Source organism: Kitasatospora cinereorecta, assembly GCF_024172095.1.
In the GTDB taxonomy this organism is placed as follows: domain Bacteria; phylum Actinomycetota; class Actinomycetes; order Streptomycetales; family Streptomycetaceae; genus Kitasatospora; species Kitasatospora cinereorecta.
In genome coordinates this window covers 66,531-80,561 of record NZ_JAMZDX010000009.1, presented here as the reverse complement: position 1 = coordinate 80,561, position 14,031 = coordinate 66,531, and the positions used below count along the sequence as shown (strand labels likewise).

Below are 14,031 nucleotides of genomic sequence, written 5' to 3'. Positions count from 1 at the left end.
GCGGGATCCTCCGCTGGGGCGCCGGGCCCGGCCCTTCCGGTCGGTCGTTCTCAGTCGAACGCCGGCCAGTCGGCGAGGTCGTCGCCATGGGCGTGGATCAGGGCGGCGACGGTCCGCTCCAGGCCGAAGGCCGTGCAGGAGCTGTGCGCCGGGCCCCGGCCGGCGAAGTCGATCCCGAACCGCTCGCCCAGGTGCTCCTTGTGGCAGTTGGCGGAGGCGATCGCCGTGCCGGGGTCGCCCTCGTACAGCGGGGCGACGAACTCGAACTTCAGGCTCTGCTGGAGCTGGCTGGTGCGCATGAACCGGTCGCCGGGGCCGAAGAACGGGTCGCTGGCCGGCACCACGGAGACCTTCAGGCCGAGCCGCGCGAACAGCTCCTCGGTCCGGGCGATCCAGCCGTCCCGCCACTGCCAGACCTCGTCGGCGCCGCCGACCACCACGAACTCGCGCATCCGGAAGGACCGGAAGCGGCCCCACTCGCTGGTCGCCTCGTGCCGGTAGCAGTGGCCGACGGCGTCGAACTGCAGCGCGTGCTCGATGGTGCGGTCGGCGATCTGCGGATAGACGCCGTAGCAGACCGCCGGGGCCAGCACCACGTCGGTCTCGCTGCGCTCGCCCGGCTCCGGCGCCTCGGCGGCCGGGTCGGTCGGCATCGCGTGCACGGTGCCGAGCAGCTGCGGGAAGGAGTCGGCGTACTGGGCGCGGTCGATGGCGGCGCGCGGGACGACCGGGGCGTACCAGGTCGGTCCGGGCGAGCCCGCCGGGTCGGCGGCCCCCAGCACGCGCTGGAGGTCTGCCAGCACCGACTCGAACTTCGGGGTGAAGCTCATCAACCCGGGGACCCCGGTGGGCAGCACCCAGCCGGCCTTGGGGATGGACATGTGGCAGTCACGCTCCTTGCGAGTGGGACGGGCGGGAGGGTGGAACGCGGCTCACCAGCCGGCGGTCTCGGCCAGCACCTCGTAGGCGCTGTCCAGGCCGGCCATCAGCCGCGGGATCTGGTTGACGTGCAGGGGGACGCCGAAGAGCTTCTCCAGCTCCACGACGAACTCGACCGCGAGCAGCGAGTCGGCGTCCAGGTCGTGCTCGAAGTCGCCGGCCGCCTCGATCGCGGCCGGGTCGGCGGAGAACACGGTGGCCGCGACGTCGCGGATCTGCGCGGTGCGGGCGGCCCGGTCGGTGTCGACGCCGGTGGTGTTCAAGACGGTGGTGTCCAAGCCGGTGGTGTCCAAGCCGGTGGTGTCCATCGCTCCACTCTCACTTCCTGAGATCGGCACAGGTGGGGGGAAGGGTGTTGCCGACCGCCGCGCGCAGCAGCGCGCGGTAGTCCTCGGCCAGGCGGGCCGCGGCGTGCGGGCTGAACAGCGAGGTGTTGTACTTCAGCGTGGCCCGGGTGGTGGCGGACCGCCGGGTCACCTGCAGGGTCAGCTCGAACTGGCCCTGCTGCTGCGGCAGGTAGTACTCCTCGGCGGTGAGGCCGGCGTACTCGATCCGGCGGCCGGGTTCGAGGGCGGCCGCGAGCGGGTCGTCCTCGGCGGGTTCGTTGAACACGAACAGCGCCGGCAGCGGTCCGGGCCGGGCCGGGTCGCGGGGCAGGTCGGTCTGCCGGGACAGCAGCGCGAACGGGTGCTCGCGGTGCAGCAGGGCGCGCCACAGGCCGGCCGCCACGGTGTCCAGCAGGGTGTCGAAGGAGTCCTCGGGCCCGATCCGGACCCGCAGCGGCAGGGTGTTGACGAAGTAGCCGACCGCCTCGCGCAACTCCTCGCCGCGGCGCTGGGTGACGGGGTAGCCGACCAGGAAGTCCTGCTGCCCGCCGTGCCGGTGGAGCAGCAGGGCGAAAACGGCGAGCAGGTAGGCGAAGGTGGTGACGTTGCGGCTCGCGACCGCCTCGGCGAGGTCGGCCGTCAGCTCCGGCTCCAGCTCGACGTCGAGTTCGGCGCCCTGGTAGCGGTAGTGCGGCGGGCGCGGCAGGTCGGCGGGGAGCGCGGTGTGCTCGGTGAGGCCGGCCAGTTCGCGCCGCCAGTAGGTGCCGGAGCGCTCGGCCCGCGGCGAGGCGAGGTGTTCGCGAGCGCGCCGGGCGAAGGCGTCGAAGGCCGCGCCGTCGTCCCGGGTGGGGTGGCGCCGGCCGTCGGCCAGGGCCGCGTAGTGGGAGAGGATCTCCTGGCAGATCAGCAGCTGGGAGATGTTGTCGGCGACGATGTGGTGGGCCTGGGCGAGCAGGATGTCCGGGCCGGTGCGGGGGCGCAGCAGCGCCGCCCGGATCGGCGGCTCACGGTCGAGCCGGAACGGACGCCGGGTCAGCTCCAGGGCGTAGGCGCGCAGCTCCGGGCCGTCGTCGAGGCCGGGCTCGTGCCGTTCGAACAGGCCGGGTGCGGTGGCCGCGTTCCCGGGGCGCCGGCGCAGCCGGCCGTCCGGGTCGCAGGCGAAGACCGCGTCGAGCAGCCGGTGGCCGCTCGCCGTCGCGCGGACGGCCGCCTCCAGCAGGTCGGCGTCGACCGGGAAGTGCAGCCGCAGGGCGGCGGTCACGTTGTAGGCGGCGCAGTCCGGTGCGAGATTCTGGAGCAGCCAGAGCGCCTCCTGACCGACCGTCGGCTCGCCGTCGGTCGCGGGTGCGGAATTCCTCCGAATCATGCGTCAAGTACGGCACGGCGCCGCGCGGTGCGACAAGGAATCCTCAGGGGCAACTTTCCTGCCTGTCGGAAGCTGCCGGGCATTTGCCTGTCCCCGGCCCGGGGGCGGCTCCTACGCTGGGGCTCGTGATGATCGGCCTTGAATTCTCCGATTTGGGGTTGACGAGAATTGATATATGAGAACGCATACGAGATGATCCAGGACGACGTATTCCTGCATCTCGGTGGCGCGGCACAGAATATCGACCTCTATCTCAAGATGGAGGGCCTCAATCCCGCCGGGTCGATCAAGCTGAAGACCGCACTGAGCATGGTCGAGGACGCCGAGCGGCGCGGGGTGGTGGGTCCGGGGTGCCGGATCGTGGAGTCGTCCTCGGGCAGTCTGGGGATCGCTCTGGCGATGGTCGCCGCGGCCAAGGGCTACCGCTTCCTGTGCGTCACCGACCCGAACACGCCGGCGCTCAGCGTGGACGTGATCCGGGCCATGGGCTCCGAGGTGGTCCAGGTGGACCGGCCGGACGCCAGCGGGGGCTACCTGGGCAGCCGGATCGCCTTCATCCACCGGCTCCTGGCGGACGACGCGGGCCTGGTCTGGCTCAACCAGTACGCCAACCCGGCCAACTGGGCGGTGCACGACCGCTGCACGGCGGCGGCGATCACCGCCGAGTTCCCGGACGTGGACGTGCTGTTCGTCGGCACCGGCACCTCGGGCACGCTGATGGGCTGCATCAACCACTTCCGCCGGCACTCCCCGGCCACCCGGATCATCGCGGTGGACGCGGTCGGCTCGGTCACCTTCGGCGCCGCGCCGGAGCCGCGCTACATCCCCGGGATCGGGACCAGCCGGCGGCCGGAGATCTTCCGCCCCGAGCTGGTGGACGACGTGGTACTGGTCGCCGAGGCCGACACCGTGCGGACCTGCCGCTGGCTGGCACGCCGGTACGGGCTGTTCGCCGGCGGCTCGACCGGCTCGGTGGTGCACGCGGTGCTCAGCCGCGCGCCCGAACTGCCCAGCGGCTCCCGGGTGGTGGCGATCGCGCCGGACCTGGGCGAGCGCTACGTGCGGACGATCTACAACGACGACTGGGTGGCCGACAAGTTCGGCCCGGGCTGCCTCAAGGAGCCGGCCGAGCACCTGTCCGAGCTGACGACGGTGAGGAACTGAGCGATGTTCTCCTTCCAGGTGATGGGCGGCAAGCCCGTCCGAGCGATCATCGAGGCCGGTCGGCCGGAGATCTTCGCGCGTGTCCGGGAGACCTACCTGGCGCACCACCGGGGCGCCACGGTCAACCCGAACAGCTACTTCCTGCGCTTCCCCGACCGGCCGGAGGCGCGGATCATCGCCCTGCCGGCGGCGCTGCGACCGGACGGTGACGGCGGGGGCGTGGCCGGCGGGAGCGGGGTGGCCGGTCTCAAGTGGATCGGCAGCTTCCCGGGCAACCTGGCGCGCAACATCCCGCGCGCCTCGGCCGTGCTGCTGCTCAACGACCTGGAGACCGGCTACCCGTTCGCCTGTCTGGAGGCGGCCCAGATCTCCGCCGCCCGGACGGCCGCCTCCGCGGTGCTCGGCGCCGAGCAGCTGCACGGCTCGCGCGGGGCGGCCCGGCTCGCGGTGGTCGGCGCGGGCGTCATCTCGCGCAACGTGCTGGAGTTCTTCCGGGCGCTGGACTGGACGTTCGGCGAGATCGCGGTCCACGACACGGTGGCCGAGTACGCGAAGAAGTCGGCGGACCACGCGCAGGCGCTCGGCTACCGGGCCACGGCGAGCGGCAGCCTGGACGGTGCGCTGGACGGCGCCGACCTGGTGCTGCTGGCCACCACCGCCGCGACCCCGTACCTCACCGCGCCGGACACCTTCTCCGCCGGGCAGACGGTGCTCAACATCTCGCTGCGCGACCTCGGCCCGGAGCTGATCGCCGCATCCCACAACGTCCTGGACGACGTGGAGCACTGCCTGACCGCCGGCACCTCGCCGCACCTGGCGGTGGAGCGGTACGGGCACCGCGACTTCATCGACGGCACGCTCGCCGGGCTGCTGCTGGGCGAGGTCCGGCTGGGGTCGGACCGGCCGCGGATCTTCTCGCCGTTCGGCCTCGGCGTGCTCGACCTGGCGGTCGGCCTGGAGGTCCTGCGGATCGGCCGGGACCGGGGCCAGGTGCAGGACGTACCGGACTTCTTCGCCGAGGTCGAGCGATGGTGAGGCCCGCCGCGCAGGTCGGACCCGGCAACCACCCGAGGGGAACGGAGGCAGTTTCGTGACGAAGCGCACCAGCAGGCACCTGATCTCGCTCGACGACCTGTCCGACGCCGAGCTGCGGGACATCGTCGAGCGCGGCGCGGCGCTGGCCCGGCGGGCGGCGGCGGGCGAGGCGGTCGACGGCGCGCCGCTGGCCGGCGACGTGGTCGGCGTGTACTTCCGCAAGACCTCGACGCGTACCCGCACCGCGTTCTCCTCCGGCGCGCTGCGCCTGGGCGCCGGGCTGATCGCCTACGGGCCGGACGACCTGCAGCTGAACACCGGTGAGAGCACCGAGGACACCGGCCGGGTGATGGCCCGGATGCTCGACGTCCTGGTCGCCCGCACCGCCGGCGATCCGCAGGAGATGCGCGCCTGGGCGGCCCAGCACCGGATGGCGGTGGTCAACGCGATGAGCGCCGAGGAGCACCCGACCCAGGCGCTGGCCGACCTGACCACCCTCACCGAGCGGTTCGGCGCGGTGGACGGCCTGGCTGTGCTGTACGTCGGCGAGGGCAACAACTCGGCCGTGGCGCTCGCCCTCGGCCTCGCCCGCTACCGGGGCGTCCGGCTGGAGCTGCGCACCCCGCCGGGGTACGGCCTGCCGGCCGGTGTGCTGGAGCGGGCCCGGCACCTCGCCGGGGCGCACGGCTCCACCGTGGTGGAGCGGCACGACCTGGCTCAGCTGCCCGCCGACCTCGACGCGGTCTACACGACCCGCTGGCAGACCACCGGCACCAGCAAGCCGGACCCGGACTGGCGGCGGGTGTTCGCGCCGTTCCAGGTGGACGAGCGGCTGATGGAGCACGCCCCGAAGGCGGTGTTCCTGCACGACCTGCCCGCCCACCGCGGTGAGGAGGTCACCGCCGGGGTGCTCGACGGCCCGGCGAGCATCGCCTTCCAGCAGGCCGAGAACAAGCTGCACAGCGCCATGGCGGTCCTGGAGTGGTGCCGTGCTGTACCTGCGTAGGGTCGTCCCGTTCGTCCCCGGGCACAGTGTGGCCGTCGCCGACCTGCGCGAGTCGCTGGACGTCTCCGAGGCCGAGATCCGGCTGCTGACCCGGTTCCTGGGGCTGGAGCGGATCGTCGTCGCCGAGGGGATGACGACGCTCGACATGCTGCTCGCCCTCGGCCAGGAGGTGCTGGCCGGCGAGGACCGCGGCCGGGTGCGCCGGCTGATCCACGCCCACACCGTGCAGCACCTCGCGCCGCCGGCCCTGCGCTGGATGGACGTGCTGCGCGACAAGCTCGGCCTGGGCGGGGCTGGGGCGTTCTCGATGTCCCACCAGGGCTGCGTGATCGGCCTGACCGCGCTCAAGGCGGCCGAGGCGCTGCTCCTCGACGAGGAGCCCGGATCCACCGCGCTGGTCCTGGTCGGCGAGCGGGCACTGTCGCCGGTGATGCAGCACATCCCCGGCACCTCGGTGCTCGGCGACGCCACCGCCGGCCTGCTGGTCTCCCTGGAGGGGCCGGGCGACGCGCTGCTGAGCGTGGCGCAGCGCACCCTCGGCGAGTTCCACCGGGCCCGGCACATGTCCGAGGAGGAGCAGCACCGCTACCGGCAGGCGTACACGCCCGCGCTGACCGCGGTGATGCTGGAGGCGGTGCACGCGGCCGGCCTGGAGCTGGACGACATCGACCAGGTCCTGCCGCACAACGTGAACCGGTACTCGTGGAGCACCGCGGCCCGCCGCCTCGGCCTGCCGCTGGAGCGGGTCTACCTGGAGAACGTCCCGAAGACCGGCCACTGCTTCTGCGCCGACCCGTACCTGAACCTGTCGACCGCGCGCGCCGAGGGCGTGCTGCACCCGGGCGACACCGTGCTGATGGTCTCCGCCGGCCAGGGCGGCACCTTCGCCGCCGCGGTCGCCCGGACCGGCCCGCAGGGCCCGACCCCGACCAGTGAGGAGTGACATGGCTGCCGCACACCACCCGGCGCCGGCCGGGGGGTTCACCGCCCGGCTGAAGACCGCCCTGGTCGGGGATCCGACCGCCCGCTTCGTCTACCTCAACAACTTCGAGGTGGAACGGGTCTGGGGGCAGGGCGAGCCGCGCCTGCCCGGGACCGGGCTGTCCTTCTCCTCCGCGACGGTCAACCGGATCGAGGAGGTCGGCGTCCTGCTCGCCGACGAGCACGACGCGGTGGTCCTCAAGGACGCGGTCGACCCCGGCTACGCCGCGTACCTCCGGGCCCTGGGCGCCGCCGAGGGCCGCCATCTGACGGTCGACCGCAACGACCCCGGGCGCTCGGTCACCCTGGACGCCCTGGACTCGCCCCGGCTACTGGCCGCCCTGCGGGAGCTCGCCGACGGCCGCACCCACCTGATGCCGCTCGGCATCTCGGCGGACGAGGAGCGGCTCGCCGAGGCGGCCGGCCTGCCGCTGGCCGGGCCGAGCGCGGCGATCTGCAAGCAGGTGAACGGCAAGGTCTTCAGCCGGGAGCTGATCGACGCCGCCGGGCTGACCCAGGTCCCCGGCACGGTCTGCCGCACCCTGGCCGAGCTGCGGGCCGCGCTCGCCGAGCACCCGCCCGCGCCGGGCTCCCCGGTGGTGGTCAAGGAGTCGCTCGGCGTCTCCGGGCGCGGCATGGTGGTGCTGGAGGACGCTCAGCGGGCCGAGCGGCTGCTGCGGATGCTGGCCCGCCGCACCGCGGAGGACGGGCCGGTCCAGGTGGTGGTCGAGCGCTGGATCGACAAGCGGGCCGACCTCAACTACCAGTTCGTGGTGGGCCGGGACGGCACGGTCGGGTTCGAGACGGTGAAGACCGCGCTGACCGAGAACGGCGTCCACCGCGGCCACCTCTTCCCGCCGGCGCTGCGGCCCGAGCAGGTCGAGGAGCTGCGCGGCGCCGCCGAGGTGATCGGCAAGGAGCTGGCCGCGGCCGGGTACTTCGGCCTGGTGGGCGTGGACGCGCTGCTCGCCGCCGACGACACCCTCTACCCCTGCCTGGAGATCAACGCCCGGTTCAACATGGCGACCTACCAGAACCGGATCGCCGAGCGCCTGGTCCCCGCGGGAAGCTGCGCGCTGGCCACCACCTTCGACCTGAAGCCGGGCCGGCCGTACTCCTTCGACGAGCTGCGCGCCGCCCTCGGCGGCCTGCTGCTCGACCGTGCGGACGGCGACCGTGCGGACGGCGACCGCGAACCGCGCGGCGTCTTGATCAACAACTTCGCGACCCTCAACGCCACGGTCCTGGCCGACGGAAAGCCCTACGGCCGTCTCTACGCGATCTGCGTGGGCGACGACGAAGCGGACGTCCGGCGGACCCGGGACCGGGCGCAGACCCTGCTGACGGAAATGGTGGCCACGCCGTGACACAAGAAGTCGACTGGGACGGCATCGCCGCCCGGTTCGGAACCCCGACCTACGTGTACGACGGCGACTGGCTCGCCGCCAACCTCACCGCGCTGCGCGCCGCGCTGCACCCGGCGCTGGAGGTCTTCTTCTCGCTCAAGTCCAACCCCAACCGGGGCGTCTACGACGTGCTGCACGCCGCCGGGGCGCGGGCCGAGGTGTCCTCGCTGGCCGAGCTGCGGGTGGTCCTGGAGGCGGGCACCGACCCGGCCGACGTGGTCTTCCTCGGCCCGGGCAAGAGCGGGCCGGAGATCGAGGCGTGCGTCGGGGCGGGCATCTACGCGATCGTCTGCGAGTCCTTCGCCGAGCTGGCCGCCATCGACCTGGCCGCCGCCGACCGCGGGGTGCGCCAGCGTGTCCTGCTGCGGGTCAACCCGGCGTTCTCGGTGACCGGTTCGCGGCTCACCATGGGCGGCAAGCCCCGCCAGTTCGGCATCGACGAGGCCGAACTGCTGGCCGGCACCCACCCGCTGACCGCCTACGAGCACGCCGACGTGGCCGGCATCCAGGTCTACCTGGGGACCCGCATCCTGGACGCCGACGTGGTGGTCAGGAACACCGCGTACATCCTCGACCTCGCCGACCGGATCGCCGCCGCCACCGGCATCCGCCTGGACGCGGTGGACATCGGCGGCGGCCTGGGCGTCCCGTACTTCGAGGGCGAGCACGAACTCGACACCGCCGCCCTGGCCAAGGACCTCAACCCGCTGCTGGACGCCTTCGCCGCCGCCCACCCCGGCACCCGGCTGATCATGGAGTCCGGCCGCTACCTGACCGCGCTCGGCGGCACCTACCTGATGCGGGTGCGCTACACCAAGCGCTCCATGGGCGAGGACTTCGCCGTCGCCGACGGCGGCACCCACCACCACATGGCCGCGGTCGGCATCGGCTCCTTCGTCAAGCGCAACTTCCCCGTCGCCCTGCTCTCCCGCACGCCCGAACCGGACGAGGAGAGCGGCCCGTGGAACATCGCCGGACCGCTCTGCACGCCCAACGACACCATCGCCAAGGCCGCCGTGCTGCCCGCGCTGCGCCCCGGCGACCTGATCGGCGTGGAGCGCTCCGGCGCGTACGGGCCCTCCGCCTCCCCGGTCTACTTCCTCAGCCACGGCTACCCGGCGGAGGTCGTCCTGCGGCACGGCCGGGCCCACCTGGTCCGCGCCCGGGACACCGTCGAGGACATCCTCGGCCGCCAGTCCACCCACCCCGACCTGAGCCGGCCCACCGGCCGGGACTGACCCCACCCCCACCGAGGAGCTGACACGATGGCGAACACGGACGGCACCGCGACCGACTCGACCACCGTCGCCGCGCTGCAGGCAGCGCTGACCGAGGTCCTGAAGAAGGACCTGCCCGAACTCACCCCCGAGACCCGCCTGTTCGGCGACCTGGCGCTCGACTCCACCAGCGTCATCGAACTGCTGATGGCCCTGGAGGACACCCTCGGCCTGGTCGTCGACCCGGACGAGCTCACCCCGGACGTCTTCGAGACGGTCGGCGCGCTCACCGCGTACATCGACGGCTGCCTGGACGCCGCCGAGCCGGCGCACTGACCGATGCCGACCACCACCACCGACCGGCCGCACCCCGCCGCCCGACCGCATCCCGCCGTCCGACCGGCCGCACCCGGCACCCTGCGGCTCGCCCGGCCGACCGCCCGGACCTTCCCCGGGCGGCGGCCGGCCCCGCTGGCCGGCATCGAGCTGGCCTTCATGACGGACTTCCTCGCCGCGTTCGGCGAGGAGCCCGACCACGGGCGGTACGCGCGCGGCGGCGGCCACACCTTCACCGACATGGCCCGCGACCTGCTCGACGGCCTGGAGCGGCCGCTCCCGCCGCTCGACCGCTTGCTGCTGGCCCACCACCTGCCGGACCTCAGCGTGGTCGAGGTGGCCGGCTGCTACCTGGCCGAACGCTGCCCGGGCGACCCGGAGGTGTACTCCGTCGCCGGACAGGGCGTCGGGGCGCCGTTCACGGCGCTGCGGATCCTCTCCGCCACCCGCCGCGGCGGCGACCTCGCCGAGGGCGCCGTCCTCGTCCTCGACCAGACCACCGTCCCCTACCGCGACCCCGATGTGGACGGCACCCCGCTCCCGCCCCGGGACTGCGCGGTGCTGGTGCGCACCGACTGCGCGGGCACCGAGCCGGGCGCCGACCTGGACTTCGTCGACGAGCGGACCGCCGATCCCGGCGAGACGCTGCGCGCCCTCCTCGACCGGCACCCGGAGGCCCGCCTGGCGGCCGGCCGGCAACTCGTCGAGCGGCTGGACGCCCGGCTGCGCGCCGACGAGCGGCTGGTCGAGGGGGCGGGCGACCTGCACTGCACCAGTGCCTGGGCCGCACTGGCCGAGCACTGGACGCCCGAGCGGTACCAGCTGGTCGCCGACTGGGACCCGCACGCCGGGCGCCTGTTCACGGCCGGCCTGCACCCGGGAGCGGAGCTGTGAGCGCCCGGCTGACGGCGCCGGCGGACCTGCGCGAACTCGGCCGGAGCGGCGGCCTGGCCGCCGGCCTGGTGGCGGTGCTCGACGGGCTCGACCCGGCGGCCACCGCGCCGGCGGGCGTCGCGCTGCTGCCGGTGGCGCTGCTCCCTGGATCCCGCTCCCCGGCCGCCGCGGCGGTGCCGGTCCCGCATCCGTTCGCCGCCTTCGAGGGCCTCGCCCTGGTCCGCTTCCCGCACTCCACCGGTGGGCCGGGCCTGACCGGCGGGCGGGCCGCCGCGCTGGAGTCGGTCCGGATCGGCCTGCTCTCCCACCTGCTCGACCTGGCCGTCGACCGGCTGAAGGAGCGGCGCTTCGGCGGCGTACCGCTGATCGATCACCAGCTGGTCTCCGCCGCCGTCGCCGACGCCGTCATCGAGATCGAGCTCGCCGTCGCGGGAGTCTCGGCGGGAGCCTCGGCCGGAGCTGCGGCCGGAGCTGCGGCCGGATCCGTGGCGGACGACGGCTCCGCCGGGTCCGTCCGGGCGCGGCACGAGCGGCTGACCGGGGCGGGCTGGACGGTCACCCGGCTGTTCGGCGCGGCGGGCTACCTCACCGACCACCCGGTCCGCGCGCTCCACCTGTCCGCCCTGGCCGCGGACCTGTGGCTCGCCCCCGCCGGCCCCGGTCCGGAGGCAGCCGATCCCGAGGCCGCCGATCCCGAGGAAGGAGTGCGCTGACCGTGGTCGAACTCGACGAACGGCTCAGGGCGCTGCGCGGCGCCGCCGCCGAGACCGCCGGCGAGCTGCGCGCCCACGCGGCGGCACTCGACGCGGCCCCGCACGACCTCAAGCCGCACCTCGGCGTGGCCGCCTTCGACCTGATCCGCCGCTGCACCACCCCGCAGCGTTTCGGCGGCGAGCCGCTGCGGGTCGGCCGCCACGCCTTCACCACGGGGTCGTCCCTGGAGACCCTGGTGTGGATGACCGAACTCGCCCACGGGGACGCCGGGATGGTGCTGGCGGCGCCCGGCCCGAGCCTGGCCGGCATCCTGCTCGACCAGCTCGGCGACCAGGCGCAGCAGGAGTACTTCCACCGCGCCGTCGCCCGGGACGCCGTCTGGGCGTTCTTCGCCGTGACCGAGCCGGGCCACGGCAGCGACGCCGGCGCGATGGAGAGCACCCTGCACCGCACGGCCGACATCCACCTCCTCAACGGCGCCAAGCGGTTCATCGGCAACGGCGCCCGCGGCGAGATCGGCGTGGTCTTCGCGCGCACCGGCAGCGGGCCGCTGTCGGTGCGCGCGGCCCTGGTCGAGGCCGCCGACCCTGGCTTCCGCGCCCGGGAGCTGGACATGGTCGGCCTGCGCGGCGCCGCCCTCGGCGCGATCGAGCTGCGGGACGTCCCCGTGCCCGAGGACCGGCTGCTGGCCCGTCATCTCCCGGCCACCCGGCGCGGCCTGTGGGGCGCGGTCCGGGTGTTCAACACCGTACGGCCGCAGGTGGCGGCGCTGGCCGTCGGCACCGGGCTGGCCTGCCTCGACCTGGTCCGCGCCGAACGGCCGCAGGCCCCCGGCCTGGCCGAGCTCGCGGGCCGGCTGGAGTCCTGCCGCCGGCTGGTGTACGCGGCCGGCGCCGCCCTGGACCGGGACCGCGACGACGCGGTGCTCTCCAGCGCGGCCAAGGTCGCCGCGGTGGCGGCGGCCCGCGCGGCGTGCCGGTTCGCGGTGCGCTCGCTCGGTCCCGCCGCGCTGGTCGACCACCCGCTGCTGGAGAAGTGGTACCGCGACGTCGGCGCCTTCGAGTTCATGGAGGGCACCAGCGACATCCAGCGCCTGCACGTCGCCCGGGCCGAGGTCCGCGGCCGGACCGGGGGGCGGAGATGAGGATCGGCGTCGACCTGCTGGAGATCGCCCGGTTCGGCCGGATCGCCGCCCACCCGACCGGGCGGCGGATCGTGTTCTCCGCCACCGAACTCGCCCACGCCGACGCGCTCGGCGAGCCGCGCCGGGAGGAGTACCTGGCCGGCCGCTTCTGTGCCAAGGAGGCCACCGCGAAGGCGCTCGGCCGCGGCCTCGGCCAGGGCCTGGTCTGGCGCGACATCGAGGTCCTGGCCGATGCCCACGGGGCGCCGCGGGTCGTCCTCGGCGGCGGCGCCCTGAGCGTCGCCGAGCGGGCCGGGATCGGCCGGATCGACCTGTCGCTCAGTCACCAGGGCGGCCTGGTGGTGTGCGTGGCCGTCGCCCTTCCCCCCGCCTAGGCCCTCTCTTTCGCCGACCTGCCCGCCCCGCCCCGCCCCCGAGGAGTGGATCGATGGACCTCAGCCTGTTCTTCTTCGCCGACACCGCCGACACCGCCACCGTCGGGGACCGCTACCGCCTGCTGCTGGACAGTGCCCGCTTCGCCGACGCCCACGGCCTGCGGGCGGTGTGGACGCCCGAGCGGCACTTCCACAGCTTCGGCGGCCAGTACCCGAACCCGGCGCTGACCGGCGCCATGGTGGCGGCCGTCACCGAACGGGTGGCGATCCGGGCGGGCAGCGTGGTCGCCCCGCTGCACCACCCGATCCGGATCGCCGAGGAGTGGTCGGTCGTCGACAACCTGTCGAACGGCCGGGTCGGCGTCTCGTTCGCCTCCGGCTGGCACGCCCGGGACTTCGTCCTGCAGCCGGAGAACTACAAGGACCGCAAGAACATCATGATCGAGACCGCCCGGACGGTCCAACGCCTGTGGCGCGGCGAGGAGATCACCTTCGACGGTCCCGAGGGCGAACCGCGTCCGATCCGGCTGACGCCCCGCCCGGTGCAGGCCGACCTCCCGCTGTGGATCACGGCCGCCGGCTCCCCGCAGACCTTCCGCATCGCCGGCCGGCTCGGCGCGGGCGTCCTCACCCACCAGCTCGGCCAGGAGCACGACGCGCTGGATCGCAACATCGCCACCTACCGGGAGGGCCTCGCCGAGGAGCACCCGGCCGGCACCCGCGGCCACGTGGTCCTGATGCTGCACACCCTCCTCGGCGAGGACCGCCAAACCGTGCGCGACCTGGTCCGCGAGCCCCTCACCGAGTACCTGCGCAGCTCCATGGACCTGATCGCCGCCGCCCCCGCCCAGGTGGGCGCGGACGGCTTCAGCCTCGACCGCATCCCCGAGCGCGACCGCGCGTTCCTGCTCTCCCGCTCCTTCGACCGCCTCTTCTCCAACGCCGGCCTCTTCGGCACCGTCGAGGACGGCCTGCGCACCGCCCGCCGCCTCGCCGCGATCGGCGTCGACGAGATCGCCTGCCTGATCGACTTCGGCGTCGGCCACGACCACGTCCGCGACTCGCTCCACCACCTCGCCGCCCTCAACGCCCGCCTCGCCGAGGACCGGGCCGCCGCGTAGGGCGTCGG

General features: G+C 74.1%; 15 protein-coding genes. 12 read left to right on the top strand and 3 right to left on the bottom strand.

Annotation, left to right across the window (positions count from 1 at the left end):
* Positions 1–50: 50 nt before the first annotated feature.
* The 3 genes from FHR36_RS37615 to FHR36_RS37605 are packed head-to-tail and all read right to left on the bottom strand — an operon-like array spanning position 51 to position 2,631.
* The gene (locus FHR36_RS37615) at positions 51–881 is read right to left on the bottom strand and encodes an aminoacyl--tRNA ligase-related protein (RefSeq protein WP_253804691.1); all 831 of its coding nucleotides are present in this window, start codon (positions 879–881) and stop codon (positions 51–53) included.
* 51 nt (positions 882–932) lie between these two features.
* On the bottom strand, positions 933–1,247 hold the full coding sequence (locus tag FHR36_RS37610; protein ID WP_253804690.1) for an acyl carrier protein: 315 nt from the start codon (positions 1,245–1,247) through the stop codon (positions 933–935).
* A gap of 10 nt (positions 1,248–1,257) precedes the next feature.
* Positions 1,258–2,631 carry a condensation domain-containing protein gene (locus tag FHR36_RS37605; protein ID WP_253804689.1) on the bottom strand — a complete coding sequence of 458 codons (1,374 nt, stop codon included), beginning with the start codon at positions 2,629–2,631 and terminating at the stop codon, positions 1,258–1,260.
* 192 nt (positions 2,632–2,823) lie between these two features.
* Between FHR36_RS37605 and sbnA the strand changes: the two genes are divergently transcribed.
* Genes sbnA through FHR36_RS37545 form a run of 12 tightly spaced genes read left to right on the top strand, consistent with a single transcriptional unit; the run spans position 2,824 to position 14,023 of the window.
* Entirely contained in the window at positions 2,824–3,795 is a 972-nt protein-coding gene (sbnA, locus tag FHR36_RS37600) for a 2,3-diaminopropionate biosynthesis protein SbnA (RefSeq protein ID WP_253804688.1), read from the top strand.
* 3 nt (positions 3,796–3,798) lie between these two features.
* A complete protein-coding gene (sbnB, locus tag FHR36_RS37595; protein WP_253804687.1) occupies positions 3,799–4,830 on the top strand; it encodes a 2,3-diaminopropionate biosynthesis protein SbnB in 1,032 nt (343 codons plus the stop codon).
* A gap of 55 nt (positions 4,831–4,885) precedes the next feature.
* Entirely contained in the window at positions 4,886–5,836 is a 951-nt protein-coding gene (locus tag FHR36_RS37590; RefSeq protein ID WP_253804686.1) for an ornithine carbamoyltransferase, read from the top strand.
* The gene (locus FHR36_RS37585; protein ID WP_253804685.1) at positions 5,820–6,779 is read left to right on the top strand and encodes a 3-oxoacyl-[acyl-carrier-protein] synthase III C-terminal domain-containing protein; all 960 of its coding nucleotides are present in this window, start codon (positions 5,820–5,822) and stop codon (positions 6,777–6,779) included. The genes FHR36_RS37590 and FHR36_RS37585 overlap by 17 nt, the downstream gene beginning before the upstream one ends.
* Before the next feature lies 1 nt (position 6,780).
* Positions 6,781–8,184 (top strand): preATP grasp domain-containing protein, encoded by a 1,404-nt coding sequence (locus FHR36_RS37580; protein WP_253804684.1) that lies wholly within the window; start codon positions 6,781–6,783, stop codon positions 8,182–8,184.
* A complete protein-coding gene (locus FHR36_RS37575; protein ID WP_253804683.1) occupies positions 8,181–9,461 on the top strand; it encodes a type III PLP-dependent enzyme domain-containing protein in 1,281 nt (426 codons plus the stop codon). The genes FHR36_RS37580 and FHR36_RS37575 overlap by 4 nt, the downstream gene beginning before the upstream one ends.
* Positions 9,462–9,488: 27 nt before the next feature.
* Entirely contained in the window at positions 9,489–9,776 is a 288-nt protein-coding gene (locus FHR36_RS37570) for an acyl carrier protein (protein WP_253804682.1), read from the top strand.
* 3 nt (positions 9,777–9,779) lie between these two features.
* Positions 9,780–10,670: a hypothetical protein gene (locus FHR36_RS37565; protein ID WP_253804681.1), complete on the top strand. Its 891-nt coding sequence runs from the start codon at positions 9,780–9,782 to the stop codon at positions 10,668–10,670.
* Positions 10,667–11,383 (top strand): acyl-CoA dehydrogenase family protein, encoded by a 717-nt coding sequence (locus FHR36_RS40185; RefSeq protein WP_253804680.1) that lies wholly within the window; start codon positions 10,667–10,669, stop codon positions 11,381–11,383. The genes FHR36_RS37565 and FHR36_RS40185 overlap by 4 nt, the downstream gene beginning before the upstream one ends.
* 2 nt (positions 11,384–11,385) lie before the next feature.
* Complete coding sequence (locus FHR36_RS37555) at positions 11,386–12,528, top strand: acyl-CoA dehydrogenase family protein (protein WP_253804679.1); 1,143 nt, start codon at positions 11,386–11,388, stop codon at positions 12,526–12,528.
* The gene (gene acpS / locus FHR36_RS37550; protein WP_253804678.1) at positions 12,525–12,902 is read left to right on the top strand and encodes a holo-ACP synthase; all 378 of its coding nucleotides are present in this window, start codon (positions 12,525–12,527) and stop codon (positions 12,900–12,902) included. Before FHR36_RS37555 ends, acpS begins: the two co-directional genes overlap by 4 nt.
* Positions 12,903–12,955: 53 nt before the next feature.
* On the top strand, positions 12,956–14,023 hold the full coding sequence (locus FHR36_RS37545) for a MupA/Atu3671 family FMN-dependent luciferase-like monooxygenase (protein WP_253804677.1): 1,068 nt from the start codon (positions 12,956–12,958) through the stop codon (positions 14,021–14,023).
* Positions 14,024–14,031 lie beyond the last annotated feature (8 nt).

Excerpts from the sequence above, each read along its gene's own strand:
- FHR36_RS37580 (WP_253804684.1), top strand. The coding sequence starts at position 6,781 with ATGGCTGCCGCACACCACCCGGCGCCGGCCGGGGGGTTCACCGCCCGG.
- FHR36_RS37565 (WP_253804681.1), top strand. The coding sequence starts at position 9,780 with ATGCCGACCACCACCACCGACCGGCCGCACCCCGCCGCCCGACCGCAT.
- FHR36_RS37570 (WP_253804682.1), top strand. The coding sequence starts at position 9,489 with ATGGCGAACACGGACGGCACCGCGACCGACTCGACCACCGTCGCCGCG.
- FHR36_RS37545 (WP_253804677.1), top strand. The coding sequence starts at position 12,956 with ATGGACCTCAGCCTGTTCTTCTTCGCCGACACCGCCGACACCGCCACC.
- sbnA (WP_253804688.1), top strand. The coding sequence starts at position 2,824 with ATGATCCAGGACGACGTATTCCTGCATCTCGGTGGCGCGGCACAGAAT.
- FHR36_RS37605 (WP_253804689.1), bottom strand. The coding sequence starts at position 2,631 with ATGATTCGGAGGAATTCCGCACCCGCGACCGACGGCGAGCCGACGGTC.
- acpS (WP_253804678.1), top strand. The coding sequence starts at position 12,525 with ATGAGGATCGGCGTCGACCTGCTGGAGATCGCCCGGTTCGGCCGGATC.
- sbnB (WP_253804687.1), top strand. The coding sequence starts at position 3,799 with ATGTTCTCCTTCCAGGTGATGGGCGGCAAGCCCGTCCGAGCGATCATC.
- FHR36_RS37615 (WP_253804691.1), bottom strand. The coding sequence starts at position 881 with ATGTCCATCCCCAAGGCCGGCTGGGTGCTGCCCACCGGGGTCCCCGGG.
- FHR36_RS37610 (WP_253804690.1), bottom strand. The coding sequence starts at position 1,247 with ATGGACACCACCGGCTTGGACACCACCGGCTTGGACACCACCGTCTTG.